Source organism: Enterococcus sp. SMC-9 (genome assembly GCF_021011285.1).
In the GTDB taxonomy this organism is placed as follows: domain Bacteria; phylum Bacillota; class Bacilli; order Lactobacillales; family Enterococcaceae; genus Enterococcus_C; species Enterococcus_C montenegrensis.
Window position 1 is genome coordinate 279499 of sequence record NZ_JAILYE010000001.1, and the last position, 24655, is coordinate 304153.

Consider the following 24655-nt stretch of genomic DNA (forward strand, 5'->3'; position numbering starts at 1 on the left):
AACAAAGACCCCTTCGTTGTGCTATCGAAGAGGTTTTGTTTTATTTGGCTAGTCCATGTTTAAAGGCATAAATAGCCGCTTGCGTTCGGTCTTCAACTTCCAATTTTGATAAAATATTCGAGACATGTGTTTTCACAGTCTTTAAGGTGATGAATAATTCATCAGCGATTTCTTGATTACTTTTTCCTTGTGCAATTAATAATAAAATTTCTCTTTCCCGATTTGTTAAATCTTCGTGTAAAATTGGCGTTTTATTCGTTAAACGATTCATCATTTTGCTTGTAACTTCTGGCTCTAAAATTCGTTCGCCCCGGTAAGTCGCTCGAATTGCATCAGCTATTTCATGGGCCGTAGATGTTTTCAGTAAATAACCAGACGCACCTGCTTCAATAGCAGGATAAACTTTTTCATCGTCAATAAAACTGGTAACAATTAAGATTTTGGCTTCTGGCCATGTTTTTAAAATAGCTTTAGTTGACGCAATACCATCCATGACATCCATCACTAAATCCATCAAAATTACATCTGGTTTTAAAGATAACGCCTTTTCATAACCAATTTGGCCATTTTCAGCTTCACCTACAACTTCTATATCATCTTGAATGGATAAATAAGAAGATACACCTAAACGCACCATCTCGTGGTCATCCACAAGTAAAACTTTAATCACACCAACATCCTCCTTTAAAGAAACCCGTAACAATAAAAAATTAGACAATTGGAATTTTTATTTCCACACTGGTTCCCTGTCCTTTAAAACTGATAATTTTACATGTTCCACCAACACTGGCGACACGCTCTTTAATATTCATTAAACCATAACTTCCAGCATTTTGCTCGCTTGTATCAAATCCCACACCATCATCAACTACCCGCAATAAAACATTTTGACCAACTTTGTGCAAATAAACTTCTAACTCATCTGCTTTGGCATGACGTAATGTATTGGATAATAATTCTTGAACAATCCGAAAAAGCTGATCTTCAATAGTCGGCGCCAAAGTTATCTCTTCTGCCTCCCATTTTAGCTTGATTTTTATTTTGGATTGTAATTCTTTTAATAATTGTTCAATACCTTGTTTCAAACTTTTCCCTTCAAGATTAACCGGGCGCAAGTGTAGCAGTAAGGCCCGCATTTCCGACTGGGAAGCGTTGATAATATCAGATACCATTTGTAACTGCTTTTGTTGCGGTGTTGGTAGCTCCATTTTTTTTGCCTGCTCATTCAAAGCAGATAACATCATCATTGCTGCAAAAAGTTGCTGTGAAACAGAATCATGCAACTCCCGGGCTAAGCGGTGTCGTTCAATTTCCAAAATTTCTTCTTTTGTTTGGCCATCCATTAATTGTGGTCGACTATTTAGCACCTGTAATTCCGTTGAAAGCTCATTCATTTTTTTGCCAATTTGTGTAATATCTTGATCAATCGCTGTTAAATAATGATTTTCTTTAGAATGTGATAATGGTTCACCTAGCAAGTCAGAATCATAATTTCCGGCCACTAACAACCTTAATTTTTCTTCGATGCCGCCATAAGAACTCTTGCGAAATAAAGAAATCAAAATGTAGGTGACAATCCCAAAACCGACTGAAATCGCTAAAATATAAAATATTAAAGGTAAAAAGAAAATACGTGTCTGTAAGGAAACCAACCACCAATTCTTTACATTATTGGCATGAAGATAAGAAAACAAAACTAAAATCAGCGTAATAAAAATTGCAATACCGGTATATAATGCAATCATCCCTTTGGAAATTTTTGCCATCATACCCGAATCACCTCAATATCCCCAACCAACGTACTGGATAAAATCTTAATTCGGCGCTCACTCGTATCATAATCTTCACTATATACCGTAATTCGCTCGCTGCGAAGCGGAGTTTGTTCTCCCACAAAAGTCACATTACCAATAAAGCCACCATGTTCTAACGCAATACCAATACCTAAAGGCACTAAAATTCGCGTTCTGCCAAAACCTTTTCGCAACATAATAATATTGTCTCTTTTTGGTAAAATCGTATTTCCTAAATCGATGATAGTATCTCCAGAAATCATATTAATATTTATATCATCCCACTCGAAAACTTGATTACCAATTCTTTCATTTCCAAACAAATTTTGTCGTTGGCGTTTATCAGGATGTAACCCTGGAGCTTCTGTTTCCACCATTATCATCTGCTTTTTCTTCCAAAAAGCATTTTTAGTCGGATCTATTCCTGTTAACTCTACACCTTTTAAACCAATAAACAACACACCAAACACCAACATCAACCAGACTGCTGGATTATTTAACAAGCTAATAAAAACAGCTAAACAGCCCACAACCAAGCGAAAATTCGTTCTTCGACCTCGTTTTTTTCCGCGACTGGCAAAATACAAACAAAGGATACCAAAAAGTAGCAGCATAAAAAGTGGTGGACTATTGAAAACTTGCCAAAGAGCATAAAGAAGCAATAGTGCCTCTACTATAAGAAAAAAACGCCACGGATTTTTCAACTTCTCCACCCCCTATAAATCATTTTATTCATAAAGAAACTCTCCTACAATTTTCATTAACTTTCATTACAACATTTCTATTTTATCATAACGAAAATCAGAATAAATAAAATCGGTCTAGAGAATGAAAAAACTTCTGAAACAAAAAGTTTCAGAAGTTTTTTCATTAGTTTAATTAGGCCTGTGCAACTTTTGTAATTTTTACTAACATGTCGCCACCAGGAGTTTGAATTGTTACTTCATCACCAACTTTTTTGCCAATTAAAGCTTGTGCAATTGGTGAATCGTTAGAAATTTTGCCAGAAAACGGATCTGACTCAGCACTACCAACGATTGTATATTCTTCTTCGTCACCATCAGGTTGTTCTACAAACGTTACTTTTTTTCCAAGGGAGACCTCATCGTTATCGACCCCATCGTTGTCAATAATTTGGGCAAAACGAATCATATTTTCTAATGTGGTAATTCTACCTTCCACAAATGCTTGTTCATCTTTAGCAGACTCATATTCAGAGTTCTCTGATAAGTCACCGAATCCACGTGCGATTTTAATTCGCTCAATAATTTCGCCTCGTTTTACAGTCTTTAATTCTTCTAATTCTTGTTCTAATTTTTCTTTACCTTCAACTGTCATTGGATAAACTTTTTCTACCATGGTAATTTCTCCTTCATTTTCAACTCTAAAATCGCAAATAGTAACCTTTTCGCAATTAATATCGAAAAGGTTACCATGCTTTTTTTAAAATGTAAACGTCATTTATTTAATTATTTACATATTTTTCAACTAAGGCCAAATGTTCTTCATATGTTTCAGCATAATAAACTTTACCAGTTTTAATATCTGCAACAAAGTAATAGTAATTATTTGGTGTTGGATCTAAAACTGCTTTAATTGATTGTTCGCTTGGACTATCAAACGGTCCTGGACCATACCCAGTATTAGTATATAAATTATAAGGCGAGTCTACTTGTAAATCTTTGTTGTAAACTTTTTCCTTATGCTCGCCTAAAGCGTATAAAATGGAAATATCTGATTGCAATGGCATCCCCGCGGCAATCCGATTAAAGAATACTTGCGCAATTTTTTTACGGTCCGTCTCTGTTACCCCTTCTTTTTCAACTAAAGAAGCAAGGGTCAGAACCTCTTGTACATCCATATTTTTCTGCTTAATTGTATCGTAGTATGCTGACATTACAGTATTAGTTTTGTCAATCATTTGGGTTACGATATCTTCTAATGACGAAGTCTTATAATAATCATACGTCGCAGGGAATAAGTAGCCTTCTAGGCGATAACGAACTCCCTTAGCTTTCGCCGCACTCGCTAATAAATCAGGATACTTCGCTTGTGTTTTCTTAAAGAAATCTTCATTCCTCATCAAATCGATAAATTCGGATTTCTTAATTTTCGTATCTTTGGCAATAATATCACCAATCTTATCAATATCAACGCCTTCTGGAATAGTTAACTTCGCATCTGCACCTGCAGTTCCGGCGCCCCCACCTTGTAGATTTTTACTAATTTCTTCTAATGTCATAGACGGAGAAAAATGATAACTGCCCGCTTGAAACCCAGTCAAGTTATTAAATTTTGTATAGTAATTAAATACCATACCGCTTTTAATCACTTTGTCTTCTTGCAAAATCTCACCAATCTGTTTATTCGATGAACCACTTGGAATTTCTACTGCAATAGTTTTTTTACTATCAGTGTCTAAAGGTTGTAAGCTACTTGAAACATAACGATAAACAGAAAAGCCTAAAATACCACCAATAACTAATAAGGCAACTACAACAACCGTCACAATTTTACTAACGATGCGGTCTTCTTTTTGACGCATTTTTCTGCGCTGCATCTCATCTGAAGACGTGCTAAGTGGTACTTTTGTATTCGTGTCCACTTTTTCTTTTTTAAGCTTCTTTTTAGCAGGCACTTTTTTTACTTCTTTTGCATCCTTTTTTGATGGCGTATTTTTTTTAGTACTTGGTGAATTGCTTTTTGCTCCACCACTTCTTCTTGCACCAACTGATTCTTTGGAAACATTCAAACGTTCTCGTTGACCATTTGACGAACTATTTCTATTTTGTTGACCTTGACGAGTTGAACTTCTTTCATTCTTTGAAGTTTCCTCATCTGAGTTATTTAACGAATTTAAAATCTTGTCTTTAAAAGATTCTTCTTCCGGATGTTGTTTAGACAAAACAACTCCTCCTTACTTTCATGATACTAGCTTGTACCATTATACACGAAAGTAAGGAGGAGTGAAATGCTTTTTATTATTTTAAAAATTTATCAATAATTATTTTGTAGCATCTGCATTGATATAACCTAGCCAGACACCATTGTTGTTATACAGTGAATAGTAAGTTGCACCATTAAGATGTCTATACTGATACTTAGCAATCACGTTTTGATTCAAATAATTATTACTTTTGTTTTTTTCTTTCCAAGAAAAGTTTTGCCAGATGCTATAATTTTTCCGCTTAATTTTTACTGTCTTATTATAAGCAAATGCCACCCCTTGTTTTCCTGTTGTTCTTGTTGCGTTTTTATTAATGTAGCCAATCCACCTGTTATTCTTATCATAAAGCGAAAGATAGCCACTGCCATTTGTATGTTCATAAATATATTTTGCATTTACAGTTTGTTGGTAATAATTTGAAGACGCATCTCTTTTTTTCCAAGAGAAGTTGTGCCAAATATTATAATTTTTACTGCTAATTGAAACGTATTGATGAAATGATCGCGTTGGCCCCTGATTTCCCTGTTTGTCTAAAAGGATATTTTCAACATAGCCTAGCCAAGTCCCGCTTATATCATAAACTGAATCATAACGTTTTCCGTTAAACCCTACATAGTAATATTTTGATGAATAAACTTCATTTTTCATTGTAGCAGAAATATTTTTTTGTTTACTTAATGTTTTGTTAGTATATAGTTTTGCATCGGCATTTAATTTCACATAATTATTTGTTGAAAATATCTTACCAAATTGTCCCCCTGCTCCAGTGGTTGTTGCACTTTTATTCAGATAGCCAACCCAACTGCCGTTATTATCATAAAGTGAATAATAACTTGAACCGTTAAGATGATCGTACCGATACCGAACCTCGAGAGTTTTATTTAAATAGTTATCTGAAGTTGAACGTTTTTTCCATGAAAAATTTTGCCAAATAGAATAATTACCTTTCGAAATCGTTACATAACGCTGATCTCTAATCGCGTCTCCTTGTAGATTACCGGTAAATTTTCCTTTGTAGTCCGCCGACATGTCAAAGACGCCATTTACGCCGGGAAACACTACTTGAGAAGTCCACTGCCAAGCACTGAAATCTGTGTTCCAATGATTGGTAGGATTATATGGGTACTGCGCTACCCAACAGTTTTCCATACCGAGTTTTTGTGCACTAATTTTCCCTGTATCAACCCAACTGCGTCCTACATAATGCATAGTATTCTTAAAGCCTAGCTCGCTCAATCGCTGTGCAAAAGCCTGCGAGTTTGTTGTATGATCGCCACTATTTATAATTTTGGGTTCTTCAATATCATTTACCATGATAGTGCTACTCGATAACTGTAATTTTTTTGCTAGGGCGGCAAAATATTCCGCCTCCCGTCTTGCAGCTGCTACATTGGTAAACCAACTATAGTGATATACATGAACTTTGAGACCTGCCGCATGTGCATTTTTTATTTGATCAGCCGCGTAAGGATTTTGGTAAGAAGTGGCTTCAGTTAATTTAACAATTACGCTCTTAATACCATAATTTTTAATTTTTACATAGTCTGAAACTTTCAAGTTATTATTCCAAGACGATACATCAATAAAGTCAAATCTAGGCCGACCAGCTTCTCCTGCGTTAATTATTGGAATCGAAAACGAGCTTCTCCCTAAAGAACGTAAATTTCTTTTCCCTGCTGATCCATTTAAATCCGAGCGACTTTCTTGTAAAGGAAATAAATCATCAGTTCGCTGTAGATAATTTTCAAGATCTTTATCTACTCGCGTATCATCTGATACGTCACTTGCACTAGACTCATTAATGTATTCTTGTGATGAGTCTGTTTTATCAGCATCATCAAAAGAAGGTACATCTTCACGACTATTTTGAACTTTCTTATTTTCCGATGAATCATCCTGAGTACTTTCGGTTGTCATTGACGGTTGGTCTATTACATGACTTTGCAGAGTATCCTCTACCGCATGAACTGGTATACTGCCTAACAACGAACTTAATAACAAGATTCCAACAGTCCATCTTATGTTCCTTTTCATTTTCAATCTCCTTTTCCCATTATATTTTAATCATACAATTAAAGTATAAAAAAACAAAGAAAATATTTATTTTCGTTATTAAATTAAATTTGATAAACCACTCTTTATTTAACTGTATCCAACATTAATTCTAAAGCTTCTTCCCAAGTCGGAATCTCAAAACCCAAAGCTGTTGCTTTCGATAAGTCCATTACAGAATATTGCGGCCGTGTCGCTCTTTGTGGGAACTCTGCTGAGGTAACTGGCAGAATGGTTACATTCGTATCTTTTAAAATCTCTTTGGCAAACTCATACCACGAACAGCTATTTTCATTTGATAAATGATACGTGCCATAGTCTGCTCGTTTTTCAATTACAAATAACATAAATTCTGCTAATGTGCGTGTCCACGTTGGACGACCAAATTGATCATTCACAATCGTAAGTGTATCCCGTGTTTTCGCTAAGTTTTGCATCGTAAAGACGAAATTATGTCCATATTGGCCAAAAACCCATGAAGTACGGATGATATAATACTTTTCAAGGATTTCTTTTACTGCATTTTCACCCAATAACTTAGTTCGACCATATTCGTTTAAAGGATTGGTTTGATCATCTACTTGATACTCATGTCCCTGTTGTCTACCATCAAAAACGTAATCTGTACTAATATACACCATTGTCGCATCAACCACTTTTGCAGCCTTCGCAACATTTTCAGTACCTATTACATTAATTTGCTCATCCAGTTCTTTGCCTTCGTCTTCAGCTTTATCCACTGCTGTATAGGCTGCACAATGATAGATTACATCAGGTTTCAAATCTGTAATAAATGCCATCGTTGCTTTTGCATCAGTTATATCCATTTCTGAAGCATCCGTAGAAACGTAGTCAACTTTATTTTCATCTAACAAATGGCGTAGTTCTGTTCCTAATTGTCCGTTTCCTCCTGTGAGTAAAATCATTTTTATCCTCCTAAAAAAGCAGGAATTCTCCTGCTTTATATTTTTCCATTATTTTATTTATTGCCCTTGTTTGGCATAGTTAGCTTCTACTGCTTGTTTTTCTGCTTGCCACCAATCTTCATGACTTGTATACCAAGCAATTGTATCTTTCAAGCCAGAACGAAAATCGGTAAATTTAGGTTGCCAACCTAATTCTTCACGTAATTTGGTAGAATCAATCGCATAGCGCAAATCATGTCCCGGACGATCATTGACATGTTCGTAGGCATCTTTAGGTAAACCCATTTCTTCTAAAATCAATTCCATTACCGTTTTATTATCTTCTTCACCATCGGCGCCAATTAGATACGTTTCTCCAATTTTTCCTTTGGTTAGGATTAACCAAACGGCAGAAGAATGATCATTAGTATGAATCCAATCCCGGACATTCTTTCCATCGCCATAAAGTTTTGGCGTGATGCCGCTTAAGATATTCGTAATTTGACGCGGAATAAACTTTTCAATATGTTGATAAGGTCCATAGTTATTGGAACAGTTGGAAATAGTCGCCTGCAGACCAAATGATCTTACCCAGGCTCTTACCAATAAATCAGAACCTGCTTTTGAAGCAGAGTATGGACTAGAAGGATTGTACGGTGTATGGTCTGTAAATTTCTCACCTTCACCTTCGCCATGTCCTGGGAGATCTTCTCGTAATGGTAAATCCCCATACACTTCGTCTGTGGACACATGATGGTAACGGACGCCAAACTTACGACAAGCTTCTAGTAGAACAAAAGAACCTACAATGTTCGTTTGAATAAAAGGTGATGGATCTTTTAATGAATTGTCATTATGGGATTCTGCAGCATAATGAACTACCGCATCTGCTTCTTTTACTAAGCTCTCTACAAGCGGTGCGTCTGCGATGTCTCCAACGACCAACTCCACACGGTCAGAAGGTAGTCCTGCTAAATTTTCTTTGTTTCCAGCATAGGTTAGTTTATCCAAGACCGTGATATGCACTTCGGGATGGTTTTTCACAACATAGTGAACAAAGTTAGAGCCAATAAAACCGGCTCCTCCGGTAACAATAATATTTTTCACTAGTCTACCTCCTAAATTTCACCATAAACAAATGGATTTTCTGAATCAAATTCTTTCAAGGTAGGATGCTGTTTATCCTTCTCTGACAAGATTGCTTTATCCAAAGAAATTGGCCATTCAATCGCTAACTCAGGATCATCAAAAGCAATACCTGCATCCGCATCGGTATTGTAATAATTATCACATTTATATAAGAAATTCACATTTGGCGTTAACGTGACAAAACCATGAGCAAAACCTTTTGGTACTAATAACTGGCGATGATTATATTCAGATAAAAGATACCCTTCCCATTTTCCATATGTAGGGCTGCCCTTACGAATATCCACAATCACATCCAAAACAACACCAGAGACAACCCGGATCAATTTCGTTTGTGCAGCTTTCCCTTTTTGAAAATGCAGTCCACGCAAGACTCCTGGTTGAGTGGACAGAGAATGATTATCTTGAATAAAATCATACCCAATTCCTGCAGCTTTAAAGTCCTGTTCTGAATAGCTTTCGGTAAAAAAGCCACGATGATCCCCAAAGACAGCTGGTTCGATAATCTTAACATCTTGTAAATTAGTATTCGTTACGTTAATCTTTCCCATCATTACGCCTCTTCCACTAAACGGAGTAAGTATTGTCCGTATTGATTTTTCTTTAAAGGTTGTGCCAATTCTTTCAGTTCTTCTTTTGTGATATAGCCCATACGATAGGCAATTTCTTCAAGACAAGCTACTTTTAAGTTTTGGCGTTTTTCGATTGTTTCTATAAAAGTGGAAGCTTCTAACAACGATTCGTGGGTTCCTGTATCTAACCAAGCATAGCCGCGTCCCATTACTTCTACAGAAAGTTTACCACGCTCTAAATAAACTTGGTTTACATCTGTGATTTCCAATTCTCCTCGTGGAGATGGTTGAATGCTTTTGGCAATTTCAACAACATCATTATCATAAAAGTAAAGTCCTGTAACTGCATAATTGGATTTTGGCTGTTCTGGCTTTTCTTCAATCGAAATAGCATTCATTTCTTCATCAAAGGCCACTACACCAAAGCGTTCAGGATCATTAACATGGTAGCCAAAAACTGTCGCACCTTCATCTTTTGCGGCGGCTCGTTGTAACATTTTTGATAGTCCGCCACCATAATAAATATTATCGCCTAAGACTAAACAAACACTGTCATCCCCAATAAATTTCTCCCCAATTATAAAAGCTTGGGCTAAACCATCTGGGCTTGGTTGAATAGCATATTCAATTTGAATTCCTAACTCATGACCGTCACCAAATAATTCTTCAAACCGTGGTGTATCTTGTGGCGTTGAAATAATTAGGATTTCTTTGATTCCAGCCAGCATCAGTGTAGACATTGGATAGTAAATCATTGGTTTATCATAGACTGGCATCAGTTGTTTCGATGTTGCTTTGGTTAGTGGATATAGGCGTGTGCCCGATCCTCCTGCTAGAATTATACCTTTCATATTTTAGCTTCCCTCTCTGATTCAAAATAATTAATAATACGCTCCTATTCTCATGGTCGCCATCCAAACTAATAACAAGATTGAAAATCCAAGAATTAACTGCGCAATACGACTTTCGTCAACAACTTCTTCAATGTTACCAATAAAAAATTTATGCGATTGGTTTAGGTAAAATGGCGAGAAAACAAGAATTCCAAAAAAATATCTTCCTTGTACTCCATTAATCACCTTTTCTCCAACTCCTGTAAATGATAAATACATGATAATATTTGTCAAAATTATTATTGCAAAACTTACTAAAATGACAGCAATTTTGAAAAATTTGTTTACTCTACCCACAAACTGCAATGGTGAAAATAATATAACAGCTCCCGCTAATATAAGGCTTATAAAAGTAGCAATTTCTGAGTAATAATATGACCAGCCAAAAGAAAAATATTGTTTAATTTTTAAAACACTTTCGACGACTCCCGAAGAGAGACTATTTAGAAAATACCTAGGGTGTTCCATAATATGTTTCAATTGTAGAGACTCATTAACTTGTTTTGGTAAATCATCCGGTGTAATAGAAGAATAAATTTTAATCCAAAGTAGAGAAAATATTAGTACTACTAAACAGACACCAAAACTTAAAAAGTATAATTTAATATTTTTATATTTTTTAATTGGAATAAAAATCAGCAAACCTATCAGAGCTACATAAGGTAATTTACTCATTGCCATCAAACAACATAATACCATTAAATAGATTAGGTCCTTTAATTCAATTTTATTATCGCGACAAAAAATACTAGCATACTTGCTAATTATTAAAAGTATCAAACCATAAAAAATAGCATCTTGACTAAACGAAGCAGATATATATACTGGCAAATGTTGAATTGAAAAGAATGCTAATATTAACTTGAAATTTCCGGCTTTCTTTATGGCAAAAAAAGACATTAGGGCATAGACAAAAAGATTCATCCACCTTCCTAAATAAAACATTACGCCAAGATTTCCAGTGAATATTCTGCCTAAAAAAATCCCCAGGGCACTTGGTAAATACATTAGGGTGCCATAAGGCCGCGTCGCTTTTATTTTGGTCTCAATTGTTTCTTTTGAATTATGCTCAATTTCGAATAGATTGAGTTCCATTAGATTCTTTTTGGGTTTCAATCGATTGATACCATTATATCCCGTTTGCTTTTCTAAAAGTTCATAATCCTTTGAAATTTTCAAATTACTTTTATCGTTACTTAAAAAGAAGTTTCCTTCTGCAACGTATTCTGCTCGAGCATAATGTGCTGGCTCATCTAAAACATCAAATATAGGAGACAAAAAGACAAAAAGCGTTCCAAATAAGGCAATTATAGCTAGTGAAACCCATTCTAACTCGGAAGTTAGAAATAAAACTGCCGCCGCACCTACAAAAAAAATGAAAAATATAGGCCACCAATCAAATTGACGAAAACCAGTGGAGTACCCTCCGCCAATTATTGCTACTAAAAAACAAGAAAGAACAAACCACCTATTTTTAAAAAAATCTAGTCGTAAATTATTCAAAACTTCCTCCGTCTACATATTATTTCAAATTTAAAATAACTGCACCAATAATAATTAATGCTGCACCAATAATCGTAGTATAGGTGATAGTTTCATTTAATATAAAATATGAACTCACCAATACTGCAAGATTAGTCAAAGCCACGCCTAAGGGTACGACAAAACTTATGTCAGATTTAGAAATAATATACATCCACATTAAAAAGCTAATCATATAACACAGTAATCCCAATAAGCTCAATACGGGTATGTGAAAACCAAATGCAGTCTTACTTAGAGTCAGAGATATTCCTCCTCCAGTTGACCCCAATTTGAAAAGTACTAATCCTGAAGTCGATAACACCACATAGAGTAAAAATAGAATCATCATAACATCTCCAATTAATTATTTGTAGTTTGACTCTTTGCATAAAATTTCATTAAAAGCTCGGCAACTGGGCGTGGCCAAAATTTTCTATACATTAATATATCTTCTTTTGTTCGTGTATTGTCAGAAATTGTATTTGTTGTCTCCGAATCCTCGTGAATTCTATGATACATTAGATCATGATTTATGAATTGAAAGTTTCCTTCCATTTTTCCAATCTCATACCAAGCCAGCCAGTCAAGAGAAACTTTCATCGTTTCATTAAACTTAAATGCATTTAATTTATCTAAATTATAAGTTACAGCAGGACAGCAGATTGGATTTCCAAACGCTAAAATTCTTAATCGCCAAAATTTATTTTTAGGAAAAAGGGATATGGCATTTAGCATTGCGTGTTTAATTTTAAGATTTAAATTTTTTGCAATAATTTCTCCATTCTTCCATTCTTTATAATCACTGTAAACTATTAATGTATCTTCATCTACTTTCTCTATGATTTTTTTTAAATATTGATTAAGATAAACATCATCTTGGTGAGCAATTGTAGCATATTTTGTAGTTACAAACGAGAGTGCATTATTCCAATCTTTTCCAATACCTCCTCCAGGTTTAGTATAAAAAGGTATTGCGTACTTTTCCCCCAAGCTTTTGATAAAATCATTAGGCGTAGAGCTATACATAATGATTTTAGATTTCAAACTTTGCTCTTTCAGCGAAAGTATGCAGTCTTCTAGAAACTCACTTTCCTTATAGGCACAAATTACAAAAGTATGATCCGTAGAGTCCATGTATAAATCTCCTCTTTATTTTTCTTTTTTCGACTTCAGAATTGATATTTCTTGAATCAGAATATTAAGCTGATTTTGTTGTCTAGACAGTTTAATAGACAATCGAAATACTAGGTATAGTAAAAAAATTATTGCAGAAAACATTAAAAAATTTGACGTAATTTGAAAACCAAATAAATTAGCTATAGATGCTGGAATTTTAGGAAACAGGGAAAAAATAACCCAAATAACTCCAAAAACTATCCATATAGCTGCATTTTCTAGTAGAAACTTATTAGTATTTATATTTCGGACGATGAAATACAAAAATAATAACGCAACAATTAACATTATAATTGAGAATATATTGATCACTAATCTTCCTCCTTCATAAGAGCAGATATAATTATTGATGAACAAACATCAGACATGTAGCGGATGGATTTTAATGGTGTAATAGAGGATTCTCCTCCATTTCTTTCAAACATGTTGACCGCAACTTCTTCAACAAAAAGTTTTTTCTTCAAAATGTGAACAATCGATTCTGGTTCTGGGTATTTAACGGGATATCTGTGAGAAAAGAATTGAATGACTGACTTATCAGCAGCACGATATCCTGAAGTTGTGTCAAATATTTTTTTCCCTGTAACTAATTTGATAAAAAAAGAAATAATATTGATTCCAAATCTTCTCATTCCAGTAGTTTGAAAATCAGCTAATTTATCTCCCATGAAGCGTGATCCAACTACAAGATTAGCTTGCTGATTTAAAATAGGATTAACCAAATTTTCTAATGAATTAATATCGTGTTGGCCATCTCCGTCAAATTGTATGGCAATGTCATAGTCTTTTTCTTTTGCATAACGATATCCTGTTTGAACCGCACCACCAATCCCCATGTTCGTAATTAAACTAATTGAATTGGCATTCGCGTTTTTTAATATATCGGCTGTACCATCAGTTGAACCATCATTAATTACAACGTAGTCTAAAGTATATGGAAATGAACCACGAAAATCATTAACCTTCCTGATCGTATTCAATATACTCGCTTCCTCATTATATGCTGGTATAATAAGTAATATTTTTACATCCAATCCGCGTTTTTTCTTAATCATTACCATTCCTCATCTTCCACCACAAACTTTTTACTACAAAAATCGGTAACTGTACAATTCGACCAATTCGCGTCGGATTGCTTAATGAGCGATATAGCCACTCTAAATGTGTTTTAATAAAAAAATCTGGTGCACGTTTAACATGTCCGCTTAAAACATCAAAACTTCCCCCGACATCTTGAAAGACGTGTGCGTTGACACTACCCATATTTTCTGCCAGCCAAAGTTCTTGGCGGGGAAAACCTAAAGCAACAAATATAAAATCTGGTTTTACTTTATTCATCGCCGCCACGATTTCGTGATCATCCATTTTTGTATAACCATCAATGCTGCCTACAACGATCAAATTAGGATAGTCTTTTTGAATATTTTTGATGGCATCTTGTAAAATTTCTGGTTTAGCGCCATAAAAAAAACACTTTTTTTGTGTCTTATTGGCATATTCCAAAAGTTTTACCATTAAGTCAAAGCCGGCTACGCGTTCTTTAATTTTACCACCGGTCATTTTTGAGACTAAAACAACGCCGATGCCATCAGGAATGCGATGTGTACTTTTGGCAAGTAAATCAATTACACTGGGATATTTGTTAGCTTCAAGCGCAATTTGCGGGTTGACACTAATGATGCTCATTTTCTGGTTACCTTCTAAAAATTTAGGGACATCTGTTAAAATGTCTTCATACGTAATTTTATCAACGGGCAGCCCTAAAATCATTTCCCTCATCTATTTTCAATCCATTCTATCAATTGTTTACAAGCATCCCCTTTATTGTAAGTATTCCAAAGTTTGTTGAAATTCTCTAAATTTTCATAAGGGTACGCTGAGATTAGCTGTATTAACCCTGCTTCATCTGTAGTTAAAACTTTTGGCAACCACTCACTAAAATCTTTTTGCAGTCCTACTGTTTCATTATACTGATCAAAATCTGGACAATAATAAATAAGTTTTCCCTTAGGATTTGCCAATGCATACTCAAAAGGAACCGATGAGTAATCAGATATTAGACAATCGGCGTTTTGCAATAGCGCCTGCAGCGAAAGTGTCTCAAAATCTGTCACCACGTTTTTATACGTAGCAAGTTTTGCTCGTAAGACTTTATCGTGTGGGTGCGGATGCGCAAGCAGCTGCCATTGGTTCCCTAATTTTGCTGCTAATGTTTCAAAATCTAATAGTGGTGTTTCATAGTTTTCACGATAAGTCGGAGCATACAGTAGCGTCTTTTTTGTGCCAAATTTTTCAATAAACTTTTTTTTATTTAATTGTTTACTGTTTTTATCAAAATAAATATCAGTCGGTAAATAACCAAAGGGTAAAAACTCAGCCGTAGTTGTTTGATAACTGTCTTTAAAAATAGTCATCATTTTTTTTGATCCCACCACGTAATGAGTAAAACGTTCATAAACAGCTTGATAACGCTTTTTATCCTCACTACTTGCAGCTAGTGCATATTTAGCCTCTAGTCCAAAAGATTTCACAGCGCCATCGGCATGCCATAGTTGTAAGACCGCTGTATTTTCAGAAAATTGAAGTCCTGCTAAAAAAGCAAAATAATTATCACATAACACGACATCTGCGTTTTTTGTTAAAGCAATTATTTTGCTAGCAAAAATTTTCTTTTTCGCTAGTGAATATATCTTACAGCCAAATTTTTGATACGTTTGTGCTAATGACGCACTATTATTAGTATAACCAATAACTAAATCGCCTTTGAAGTAAGGGGCAAGGCGCTCTAAAATAATACCGCTCGTTGTTGGAAAGCTAAGTAAAAAAACGATTTTCTTCTTTTCTACTTTTCTTTGGCTCAATACGTGAATTAATTTTAGATAACCATGTTTTACCGTTGCACTGATAGTTTTCATATTTGCTCCTTTTTTACACTATGGTCTATTGTACATGAAAAGCCAATGATTGAAAATAATTGTAAACAAACTGTCATATTAAGATTGCCCTTTTGGGGGAATATTAATTTTTTTATCCATCTAACTAGCAAATTCATTCCTGTATTTGATGAAAATGGAGATTAAACTTAAAGCATGGGCAAAAAACTTAGCAGATGTGCAGCTGGTAAAAAGCTTTTTTAATACCGGTAGGATTTTGATTAAATGATATTTTTGATTTTTCAAAAATTTAGTTTAACAACGAAATTGCTTGAAGTTAGGCTATAATTTCTTTTGTCGGTCATCAACTTTTTTGCTACAAAAAAACCACAGTCTAAAAGACTGTGGTTTGAGCTCACAATAAAATTAGCTAAAGAAACAATTTTCACCAACAGCGCGTTTCACATCATAGCTAGTAGCTGTTACATAGGGATTGTCTTGTGATACTTGGTCGCGGTCACACAGCTCACAAAAATCGACTTTAAAAACAATGCCGTCTGTTGCTACTTTTGCTGCTGTTGCTAAAATTGCACGATGGAATCCTTTGGGCTGTACCATATATTGTTTACCTAACACGATTGATTTTTCTGCTATCACTTTCATAACCCCTCTTCTTTCCTTACGTTGCACCCATGATAACATACCTTTTGAATTAAAATCAAGATAAATTAGCTTTAAATCAATATTTTCAACTTGTATATACTTATATACCAATTTTTAATTCAAGTTTAAAATACTTAAATAAAATAATTGCATTTGAATAAATTTATGAATTCTAAAAAACACGATCTTTCAAACCGATAAAAAAAACCGCCGCTTTTAATTAGCGGCGGTTTCATTTTTATGGATAAATTCGATTTAACAGGCGTGGAAATGGAATCGCTTCACGGACATGTTCAATGCCGGCTAACCAAGTAACGGTTCTTTCTAACCCTAAACCAAAACCTGCGTGAGGCACAGATCCATATTTGCGCAAATCCAAATACCAAGAATATTCTTTTTCATCTAAACCATGAGCGCGAATTTGTTCAAGTAAATATTCATAATCTGTTGCCCGTTCAGAGCCACCGATAATTTCACCATAGCCTTCTGGCGCAATCATATCCGCACAAATCACCAAATCTTCTCTAGTTGGATGTGGTTTCATGTAAAATGGTTTGATTGCTTTTGGATAATTCAAAATGAAAACAGGTCGGTCAAAGGAGTTAGCAATAAAAGTTTCGTGAGGAGAACCAAAATCATCGCCCCATTCAATATCATCAAACCCATTTTCTTGTAATAGTTTGATTGCATCATCATAAGTGATACGTGGAAATGGTAATTGCGTATATTTTTCTAAAACCGCACGGTCGCGTTTTAACACATGTAATGCATAATCACAATTATCTAATACACTTTGTACCAAGTAAGCCACATATTGTTCTTGGACTTCTAGACTTTCTTCTTGATGCATAAAGGCCATTTCAGGTTCTAGCATCCAAAATTCAATCAAATGGCGACGTGTTTTAGATTTTTCTGCTCTAAAAGTCGGCCCAAATGAAAATACTTTCCCAAAAGCCATGGCAGCAGCTTCCATATAAAGTTGCCCAGATTGAGACAGGTAGGCTTTTTGATCAAAATAATTTGTTTCAAATAAATCGGTTGTTCCTTCTGGTGCTGAACCGGTTAAAATTGGTGGATCAATTTTAACAAAACCTTCTTTATTAAAGAATTCATAACTTGCCCGAATTAATTCGTTACGAATTTGCATGATAGCATGCTGACGAGATGAACGTAACCATAAATGGCGGTGATCCATCAAAAAGTCTGTACCATGTTCTTTTGGTGTAATCGGATAGTCATGACTTTCACCAATGATTTCCACATTTTGTACACCAATTTCATAGCCAAATTTTGAACGACTATCTTCTCTAATTTCGCCAGTTACTAAAATAGCAGTTTCTTGATTTAAATTTTTGGCCATTTGAAAAACTTCTTCAGGCACTTCACTTTTTACTACCACACCTTGAAAGTATGCTGTTCCATCTCGTAATTGTAAGAAAGCAATCTTACCACTAGAACGTTTGTTAGCAACCCAAGCACCAATTGTGACAATTTCACCAACGTGGTTTTTTGCGTCAATAATTTGAATTTGTTCCACTTGTGTCTCTCCTATTCTATTTACAATAATTACTAGTATAAGGATTACCCCTTAGCATTCTAATCTTTATTGCGTTTGTTTTCAACAAATTTATGCATTCGTCTAACTGCTTCTTCTAAAATATCCCAACTAGCAGCGTAACTGATCCGAACATTTTCTGGAGCACCAAACCCGGCTCCTGTCACCAAGGCAACGTGTCCTTCTTCCAGCAAATCTTCGACAAAAACATTCACATCATCATAACCACACATTTCCATTGTTTTTTTAACATTTGGAAATAGATAAAAGGCTCCTTGGGGTTTTTTCAACTCAACACCTGGAATTGCCGCCACTAGCGGATATAATTTGTTCAAGCGCGCTTCAAAAGCAGCCCGCATATTTTCAACAGAAGTCTGATCACCGCTTAATGCTTCTAAAGCCGCATATTGGCTAGCAGCAGTCGGATTACTGGTTGATTGCGAGGCAATGTTCGTCATAGCTTTAATAATTTTTTCGTCCCCTACTGCAAAACCAATCCGCCACCCGGTCATAGCATATGTCTTTGATACGCCATTAATTACTATCGTTTGTTTGGCAATCGCCTCAGATAGTGTCGCAATCGGTGTGAATTCATTTCCGTCATAAACTAAGCGGCAATAAATATCATCGGCAACAATTAAAATATCATTTTTAACCGCCCAATTGCCAATAGCCGTTAACTCTTCTTTTGTATAAATCATCCCAGTTGGATTTGATGGTGAGTTAAGAATTAATGCAACGGTATTTTTTGTTTTTGCCTTTTCTAATTGGGCAACAGTTACTTTAAAATCATTTTCAAACAAACCGTCGACATACACCGGAACACCTTCAGCCAATTTCACTTGTTCGCCATAACTAACCCAATATGGAACCGGAATGATGACCTCATCTCCTTTATCCAAAATTGCTTGAAACAAATTGTACAGCGCATATTTTGCTCCATCGGTCACGATTATTTCTTCAATTGCATACTTGCGGTCGTAGTACTTTTCCATATAGTCTGCAATCGCCAGACGTAATTCTGGAATACCAGCAGATTGCGTGTAAAAGCTAGCTTGACCGGAATTAATCGCTGTGATTGCCGCATCTTTAATATTTTTTGGCGTAGTAAAATCCGGCTCACCTACTGTTAAACTTAAAACGTCGACTCCTTTTGCCTTTAGCGCTTTAGCTTTCGCTGCGGCTGCCAGCGTTACAGATGGTTCTAATTTTTGGGCCCGTTGCGATAATTTCATACTCATCATCTCCTCAATAAAATTAAAAAATTCGTGAAGCGGTTATTTAAGCCGAAATCTTTTCGGAATAATAAACAATTTTAAAAACTTACACAGCTTTAATAACTTTTACTTCTTCCCCTTTTTCAAAGGACAATAAATAATAAGTAATCTGGCCTTCTTTATCTGTTGCCATTACTTCCCAAACTGGTTTTTTATCATACATGCCTAATTCAGCCTTCTTCGCCGTCTGACTATGAAAGGTGTTATTGACCAAGGCTTTAGCTTTATCGGCTGTAATGCCCTCTTTTTGCGGCAATACGGTAATTTTATCGCCTGACTTTGGTACAATGACTGCAATTTCTTTTCCATCTTTATCACTGCCAATTAAACTAAAGTACGTTTGCTTGCGATTGTACCAGTAAAATTCGTCGACATTTACCAAGTTGGTATGTTTTTTTGCTAGTGTCGTTGCTTCTTTTTTTGCTTGTTGCAGGGGGCTCTGCGCCTTCAAATAGCCTAATACACCCAAAGCAATAACAACCACTAAAACACCAGAAATAATAAATAAAATCAGTTCCTGGCGCTCTTCTTTTGCCAAGTTTTTTTTCACAGGTTGACGCTCCTTTTGTGATAATTGCTTTTAATTATAGCAGATTTCAAAGTAAAAAGTTTTTCATTATCAAAAATCCACTAATCTTTTAAAAATTCTGTAATCTCTGCAGCTATCTCTAAAATAGGTTTTTCACTGATTGTAACTTTTTTAGGAATTGCCTGTCGTAATTTTTTGCCATAAGTGGTGTTAACAAAACGCCGATCTAATACCACCATCACGCCCCGATCGGTAGATGAACGAATAAGCCGTCCATAAGCTTGTCGCAATTTCAACATCGCATTAGGTAATGACTCTTCATTAAAAGGATCTACGCCAATCGCATTTAAAAACTCATAGCGCGCGTGAATAAACGGGCGTTTGGGATTTTCAAAAGGCAAGCGCGTCACAATTACTAATTCTAATTGCTCTCCTGGTAAGTCAATTCCTTCCCAAAAGCTATCAGTCCCAAATAAAATCCCAGCATTACTTTGACTAAAGCGTTTTAACAACTTATCTCGACTGCCCCCTATTCCTTGGGCAAGTATTTCTCGACCGTTTTCCAAAAATGTTAGATGCATTTTCTCATATACTTTTTGTAGCACATCGTGAGAAGTAAACAATACCAAGGCTGGTCGTTTAAAATCTTTTAATAAAAGCGTTAAATTTTCGGCCAAAAAGTCACTGTATTCACTTGGTGAAAGCTTAGGTATATAGGCCGCTTTGGTAGGTACTAAAATTTCCGTTTGATTGGCGTAATCAAACGGAGCCGGGACAATCTTTAAACTTGCTGTTGGTATCCCTAAGCGTTTGGCAAATAGGTTGCGATCTTTTGTAAGTTTTAACGCGCCACCAACGTAAACAATTTTTTCAAACCTTGGGTACCACTTTGTTTGAGGTAAAATTGCGGCGTTAAAATCGGTGACTTGAAAAGTTAACCCTGGGTGTTTTTCTCTTCGTAAAATCCAATGGGTATAGCGCGGCGCAAAATCATGACAAAATCGTTGCATGATACGTTTTTGTTTTTCTAATTCGTCTAACAAATCTGCTAAAGTGGCAAAATCAATTTGCGCCGTTGTGCTCCAAGCAAATTCGCGTTTTTCAAGAAATTGTTGCCAGCTTGCTTTAATCTCGCTGCTTTCTTTTAAAAAGAGTTCAATCTTCTTAAAACATTTTAAAGTCTTTTTATCAAACTTTAAAAAATCTGCTGACGTTATAATTTCTTGTTCTGGAGCTAATTTGTGTAGTAATAAATCACGCAGCACTTCATAACTAGCAACTAATTCTTTTAACTCTTCTTGCAGTAATGCAATGAAGTGTTTGGCCGCCATTTCTTCTGCTAGCCAATCGTCTAGTTTGGCAAAAATCCCTTCTTCGCTAAGCGCTAATTGTACCTGCTTTTCAAAGGTGAAAGTGTTAAATGACTCTGCTGCAATTTTTTCACAAATTGTCGGCAAATGATGGGCTTCATCAATAATAAGATAGGGCGATTCAGGTAATAATGGTTCTTTTCGTAAACTTTCTTGTGCCAAAAAAGCATGATTTACAATTAAACAATTGCTTTCTTGCATTTGACTATTTAAAAACTTTAAAAAGTCATGTTGATAAAAAGGTGATTTTTTTGACAAGTAATTCACGCCGCGATGCGCCACATCTTGAAAGAAAAGATGATTTAAGTTAATTAAATTCAGCTCGCCGAAATCTCCTGTTGTCGTTTTGGTTAACCAAACCAAGACCGCCATTTGATAAAGAGCGTATTGTTTTTGTGAAACTGGTTTACTTAGCGTTTGTTTAAATCGCGCTAAATCCAAATAATGTCGTTTACTTTTCACCACAACAGCTTGTAATTTTTGTTCTAAAAAGCGGTTTAACAAGGGAATATCTTTTTTCATGATTTGCTCTTGCAATAATAACGAGACTGTACTAACAACCACCGGTTTTTCCGGCGTGGCTAGAAAACTAGCAGGTAATAAATAACCAATCGTTTTTCCCATACCTGTAGCAGCTTCAATGAGCAAGTCTTTTGGTTCATCTTGAGTAAAGTGCTGATGAACTAAATTCATGAGCCGTGCTTGTTCTTTGCGAAACGATAGTTCATTTTGATAAAGCTTTTCTTTTTGTATTTTCTTTTGGGGATACTTTGTCTGATAATAAGTATCTTCATATAACGTTACTGCTTTTTTTCTTAGAGCAATTCCGTCAATTACTTCTAGGCCAGCAGCTAAAGGTGGATTTTCTTTTAATTGTTGTAAGTAGATATTGGCGATATATTCCCCTGTCTGCATCGCAGTAAGCGTTGCCCGCTCACTGATAGTCTTTAACGTTACTAAAGGTAACTGCCGCATCACGGCTTCAATATAAAGTAACAAGGCACCAGTAACTTCAGCATCACTGTCTGCTTGATGGGGATTGTCATGTTGTAGGCCAAAACTTTCAGCTAAATCACTTAATCGAAAGCTGCTTTCTTCTGGCAGAAAAATTTGAGCTAACTCAACCGTATCAATACCGGGTATTTTTAAAGGCGTCACACCACAACGTTTAAGTTCAGCATTTAAAAATTGGTAATCAAAAAAGATATTATGTGCCACAAAAACCGTATCCGCCAATAGATCAGCAATAATAAAAGCTACATCTTCAAAATAGGGTGCTTTTTGAACACGGCTGTTGGAAATATGCGTTAGGTTTTGAATTTGTTTAGGAATTTTTCTTCCTGGATTAATATCTGTCGCAAAACGATTGATTAGACGGCCATTTCTAATTAAAACACAGCCGATTTGGATAATGCGATCAACCTTGGGATCTGTGCCCGTTGTTTCGATATCCACTACGGCATACGTTGTATTTTGGTTCATCCTAAGCCATCTCCTAATAAATTTCATAATGGGAACTAAGGCCCTTTTGAAATTATACTATTTTTTCAATAACCGCGAAATAAAAACATGCTTTTTAACAAGGCCGTTGCAAAATTTGCGGCCAGCATAAGTGAACAAAAGAAGAATAGGCGATTAAAATTTTTAGACAAAAAAAAGCCTGACGATAAAATCGTCAGGCTGATACGTTAGATTTAATTAAGCTTTAGTAACGTTTGTTGCTTGAGGGCCACGTTGACCTTCTTCAACGTCGAAAGTTACTGCTTGGCCTTCTTCTAAAGTTTTGAAGCCGTCGCCTTGGATAGCTGAGAAGTGAACGAATACATCGTTACCGTCTTCTGCTGTAATGAAACCAAAACCTTTGTCTGCGTTGAACCATTTAACTGTACCTGTTTGCATATTAAAAATCCTCCTTGTGTGAAACACACGTATTTGTGCAATTCCTTGTATCCGGTGAAAAAGTGGAAGATGTTTAAATATGAAACAAGCTTGCCATTAATTACCTTTACAATAACTACAAAAAGAATTGTACCACAAATAATTTATAAAAGCGAATTTATTTTTACTAATTGTTAAGACAATTTAAAAAGCTTTGCGCCAAAAGAATTCATTTCTTTGGCACAAAGCTTTTTTTTACGAAATTAATCGCTAGAAAACGTAGCTGTTAAAGGGATTAGTAGCGTAAGATAGCCGTCAAACTCTTTTCATCTGGTGCATCTTTTTGCTCTAAAACAAAAACTTGGCCACTGTTTTTAACAACATCGGCAACTAAATTATTCAAAACTTGTCGTCGATCATATTCTGTATCTGGATCTTCACCAAAACCGTCCACTAAATTAGAAGTTGCAATAAATAAATCCGAAATGCGTCCTTCTTTAGCCGCTAATGCAATATCTGGCAATTGATCAACAAATTTTTTGTCTAATAATTTTTGATAAGAAGCAATTTCAGCTTGAGATAACGTGTCTGCAATCTCACCTAAATCTTCTTTAATTTTCTTAATATCTAATTGAGCCGGTGAACCTGAAATAGCAGCATCAGCTTGGTAATACGGTGTTTTAGCGTATTTTTTGAACATAGTTTGATTTTCTGGCAAGGCGTATAAATACATTGGATAATTTGCTGGGTTGTCAAATTTATCTTTAAAGAAAGTATCGACTGCTTGATAATAATTTACCCAGTCTATTTCTACTTCTTCATCTTTGGCATTAACACCATGATAAGCAATACCTTCTTTTGAGCCTGTTTGACTACCTTGGGAGCTATAATTTAGACTCCCGCCAGTTAATTCGTCTCCGAGAGCTGTTTTAACATCAATTGGCGCATCTTCTGGCAACATCACTTCGGTAATTTCTTTATTATCAACAAAATATAACTTCATTGAGTCGCGATTTAAAGCCAATAAATAATACGTATAGTTAAACTGACCATTCTTAATTAAAGCCAGTAAGTAAGGGAGGTCCCCTACATAATACTGATCATCAACAGCAATGTTTAAGCGATGAACAAGCGTTTCTTCTGGTGTCAAGAAAACGGCAACACTTTTTGTTCCGCTACGCCAGAAAGAAGCGTCAGCTAAAAGCGTATCAATTTTATCTTGAATTTTTTTCCATTCTTTTTCAGGATATTTCTTTTCAAAACGTTTTTTGGCTTCTTTGGCGAAGTTTTTAAATTTGATTTGATCTTTTTCTACATCTTGGTGGGCAACATGGGTATTTAGCATAATCGTGACAAAAGGCCCTTTTTCAAGATCAGCAGTTAATTGCCGCAAGACTTCATTTCCAACTTTGGTCATAAAACATTACCTCCTAAAAATAATGAATAACACTACATTAAAAGTGTAACACGCTTACATTTTTACATAAAGTAATAAGGCC

Annotated in this window: 24 protein-coding genes; all 24 read right to left on the reverse strand. The window is 35.4% G+C overall.

Going from position 1 to position 24655, the window contains the following annotated elements:
* Nucleotides 1–40 precede the first annotated feature (40 nt).
* Entirely contained in the window at nt 41–670 is a 630-nt protein-coding gene (locus tag K4422_RS01470) for a response regulator transcription factor (RefSeq protein ID WP_206905479.1), read from the reverse strand.
* Between the two features lie 40 nt (nt 671–710).
* Nucleotides 711–1769 carry a sensor histidine kinase gene (locus tag K4422_RS01475; RefSeq protein ID WP_230708773.1) on the reverse strand — a complete coding sequence of 353 codons (1059 nt, stop codon included), beginning with the start codon at nt 1767–1769 and terminating at the stop codon, nt 711–713.
* Nucleotides 1766–2497: a cell wall-active antibiotics response protein LiaF gene (gene liaF / locus K4422_RS01480; RefSeq protein WP_230708775.1), complete on the reverse strand. Its 732-nt coding sequence runs from the start codon at nt 2495–2497 to the stop codon at nt 1766–1768. Before liaF ends, K4422_RS01475 begins: the two co-directional genes overlap by 4 nt.
* Before the next feature lie 175 nt (nt 2498–2672).
* Entirely contained in the window at nt 2673–3152 is a 480-nt protein-coding gene (greA, locus tag K4422_RS01485) for a transcription elongation factor GreA (protein WP_206905472.1), read from the reverse strand.
* 106 nt (nt 3153–3258) lie between these two features.
* Nucleotides 3259–4698, reverse strand: a complete 1440-nt coding sequence (gene mltG / locus K4422_RS01490; RefSeq protein WP_230708777.1) for an endolytic transglycosylase MltG — start codon at nt 4696–4698, stop codon at nt 3259–3261.
* 99 nt (nt 4699–4797) lie between these two features.
* Entirely contained in the window at nt 4798–6774 is a 1977-nt protein-coding gene (locus tag K4422_RS01495; protein ID WP_230708780.1) for a GH25 family lysozyme, read from the reverse strand.
* A 104-nt stretch (nt 6775–6878) separates the two neighbouring features.
* A complete protein-coding gene (gene rfbD / locus K4422_RS01500) occupies nt 6879–7718 on the reverse strand; it encodes a dTDP-4-dehydrorhamnose reductase (RefSeq protein WP_230708782.1) in 840 nt (279 codons plus the stop codon).
* A 57-nt stretch (nt 7719–7775) separates the two neighbouring features.
* Complete coding sequence (gene rfbB / locus K4422_RS01505) at nt 7776–8804, reverse strand: dTDP-glucose 4,6-dehydratase (RefSeq protein WP_230708784.1); 1029 nt, start codon at nt 8802–8804, stop codon at nt 7776–7778.
* A gap of 11 nt (nt 8805–8815) precedes the next feature.
* Nucleotides 8816–9388 carry a dTDP-4-dehydrorhamnose 3,5-epimerase gene (rfbC, locus tag K4422_RS01510; protein ID WP_230708999.1) on the reverse strand — a complete coding sequence of 191 codons (573 nt, stop codon included), beginning with the start codon at nt 9386–9388 and terminating at the stop codon, nt 8816–8818.
* A gap of 11 nt (nt 9389–9399) precedes the next feature.
* Nucleotides 9400–10269, reverse strand: a complete 870-nt coding sequence (rfbA, locus tag K4422_RS01515) for a glucose-1-phosphate thymidylyltransferase RfbA (protein ID WP_230708786.1) — start codon at nt 10267–10269, stop codon at nt 9400–9402.
* Nucleotides 10270–10299: 30 nt separating this feature from the next.
* Nucleotides 10300–11814 (reverse strand): DUF2142 domain-containing protein, encoded by a 1515-nt coding sequence (locus K4422_RS01520; protein ID WP_230708789.1) that lies wholly within the window; start codon nt 11812–11814, stop codon nt 10300–10302.
* A gap of 19 nt (nt 11815–11833) precedes the next feature.
* Nucleotides 11834–12181: an EamA family transporter gene (locus K4422_RS01525; protein ID WP_230708791.1), complete on the reverse strand. Its 348-nt coding sequence runs from the start codon at nt 12179–12181 to the stop codon at nt 11834–11836.
* Nucleotides 12182–12195: 14 nt separating this feature from the next.
* Nucleotides 12196–12969: a glycosyltransferase family 2 protein gene (locus tag K4422_RS01530; protein WP_230708793.1), complete on the reverse strand. Its 774-nt coding sequence runs from the start codon at nt 12967–12969 to the stop codon at nt 12196–12198.
* A 15-nt stretch (nt 12970–12984) separates the two neighbouring features.
* Nucleotides 12985–13299: a DUF2304 domain-containing protein gene (locus K4422_RS01535; protein ID WP_230709002.1), complete on the reverse strand. Its 315-nt coding sequence runs from the start codon at nt 13297–13299 to the stop codon at nt 12985–12987.
* 23 nt (nt 13300–13322) lie between these two features.
* Entirely contained in the window at nt 13323–14066 is a 744-nt protein-coding gene (locus K4422_RS01540) for a glycosyltransferase family 2 protein (RefSeq protein WP_230708795.1), read from the reverse strand.
* Nucleotides 14059–14790, reverse strand: a complete 732-nt coding sequence (locus tag K4422_RS01545; RefSeq protein ID WP_230708797.1) for a WecB/TagA/CpsF family glycosyltransferase — start codon at nt 14788–14790, stop codon at nt 14059–14061. Before K4422_RS01545 ends, K4422_RS01540 begins: the two co-directional genes overlap by 8 nt.
* Nucleotides 14787–15926: a CDP-glycerol glycerophosphotransferase family protein gene (locus tag K4422_RS01550; RefSeq protein ID WP_230708799.1), complete on the reverse strand. Its 1140-nt coding sequence runs from the start codon at nt 15924–15926 to the stop codon at nt 14787–14789. Before K4422_RS01550 ends, K4422_RS01545 begins: the two co-directional genes overlap by 4 nt.
* Nucleotides 15927–16310: 384 nt before the next feature.
* Nucleotides 16311–16547, reverse strand: coding sequence for a hypothetical protein (locus tag K4422_RS01555; protein ID WP_230708800.1), 237 nt, complete (start codon nt 16545–16547; stop codon nt 16311–16313).
* Nucleotides 16548–16785: 238 nt separating this feature from the next.
* The gene (gene asnS, locus K4422_RS01560; protein ID WP_206903079.1) at nt 16786–18084 is read right to left on the reverse strand and encodes an asparagine--tRNA ligase; all 1299 of its coding nucleotides are present in this window, start codon (nt 18082–18084) and stop codon (nt 16786–16788) included.
* Between the two features lie 59 nt (nt 18085–18143).
* On the reverse strand, nt 18144–19337 hold the full coding sequence (locus K4422_RS01565; protein ID WP_230708801.1) for a pyridoxal phosphate-dependent aminotransferase: 1194 nt from the start codon (nt 19335–19337) through the stop codon (nt 18144–18146).
* A gap of 88 nt (nt 19338–19425) precedes the next feature.
* Nucleotides 19426–19929: a cell wall elongation regulator TseB-like domain-containing protein gene (locus K4422_RS01570; protein ID WP_230708802.1), complete on the reverse strand. Its 504-nt coding sequence runs from the start codon at nt 19927–19929 to the stop codon at nt 19426–19428.
* A gap of 80 nt (nt 19930–20009) precedes the next feature.
* Nucleotides 20010–22760: a helicase C-terminal domain-containing protein gene (locus K4422_RS01575; protein WP_230708803.1), complete on the reverse strand. Its 2751-nt coding sequence runs from the start codon at nt 22758–22760 to the stop codon at nt 20010–20012.
* 216 nt (nt 22761–22976) lie between these two features.
* Complete coding sequence (locus K4422_RS01580; protein WP_206903083.1) at nt 22977–23177, reverse strand: cold-shock protein; 201 nt, start codon at nt 23175–23177, stop codon at nt 22977–22979.
* A gap of 274 nt (nt 23178–23451) precedes the next feature.
* Nucleotides 23452–24573 (reverse strand): baeRF6 domain-containing protein, encoded by a 1122-nt coding sequence (locus tag K4422_RS01585; protein WP_230708805.1) that lies wholly within the window; start codon nt 24571–24573, stop codon nt 23452–23454.
* Between the last annotated feature and the right edge of the window lie 82 nt (nt 24574–24655).

Excerpts from the sequence above, each read along its gene's own strand:
- K4422_RS01475 (WP_230708773.1), bottom strand. The coding sequence starts at position 1,769 with ATGATGGCAAAAATTTCCAAAGGGATGATTGCATTATATACCGGTATT.
- greA (WP_206905472.1), bottom strand. The coding sequence starts at position 3,152 with ATGGTAGAAAAAGTTTATCCAATGACAGTTGAAGGTAAAGAAAAATTA.
- K4422_RS01495 (WP_230708780.1), bottom strand. The coding sequence starts at position 6,774 with ATGAAAAGGAACATAAGATGGACTGTTGGAATCTTGTTATTAAGTTCG.
- rfbD (WP_230708782.1), bottom strand. The coding sequence starts at position 7,718 with ATGATTTTACTCACAGGAGGAAACGGACAATTAGGAACAGAACTACGC.
- rfbA (WP_230708786.1), bottom strand. The coding sequence starts at position 10,269 with ATGAAAGGTATAATTCTAGCAGGAGGATCGGGCACACGCCTATATCCA.
- K4422_RS01525 (WP_230708791.1), bottom strand. The coding sequence starts at position 12,181 with ATGATTCTATTTTTACTCTATGTGGTGTTATCGACTTCAGGATTAGTA.
- K4422_RS01530 (WP_230708793.1), bottom strand. The coding sequence starts at position 12,969 with ATGGACTCTACGGATCATACTTTTGTAATTTGTGCCTATAAGGAAAGT.
- K4422_RS01535 (WP_230709002.1), bottom strand. The coding sequence starts at position 13,299 with ATGTTAATTGTTGCGTTATTATTTTTGTATTTCATCGTCCGAAATATA.
- K4422_RS01540 (WP_230708795.1), bottom strand. The coding sequence starts at position 14,066 with ATGATTAAGAAAAAACGCGGATTGGATGTAAAAATATTACTTATTATA.
- K4422_RS01545 (WP_230708797.1), bottom strand. The coding sequence starts at position 14,790 with ATGAGGGAAATGATTTTAGGGCTGCCCGTTGATAAAATTACGTATGAA.
- K4422_RS01550 (WP_230708799.1), bottom strand. The coding sequence starts at position 15,926 with ATGAAAACTATCAGTGCAACGGTAAAACATGGTTATCTAAAATTAATT.
- K4422_RS01555 (WP_230708800.1), bottom strand. The coding sequence starts at position 16,547 with ATGAAAGTGATAGCAGAAAAATCAATCGTGTTAGGTAAACAATATATG.
- K4422_RS01565 (WP_230708801.1), bottom strand. The coding sequence starts at position 19,337 with ATGAAATTATCGCAACGGGCCCAAAAATTAGAACCATCTGTAACGCTG.
- K4422_RS01575 (WP_230708803.1), bottom strand. The coding sequence starts at position 22,760 with ATGAACCAAAATACAACGTATGCCGTAGTGGATATCGAAACAACGGGC.
- K4422_RS01580 (WP_206903083.1), bottom strand. The coding sequence starts at position 23,177 with ATGCAAACAGGTACAGTTAAATGGTTCAACGCAGACAAAGGTTTTGGT.
- K4422_RS01585 (WP_230708805.1), bottom strand. The coding sequence starts at position 24,573 with ATGACCAAAGTTGGAAATGAAGTCTTGCGGCAATTAACTGCTGATCTT.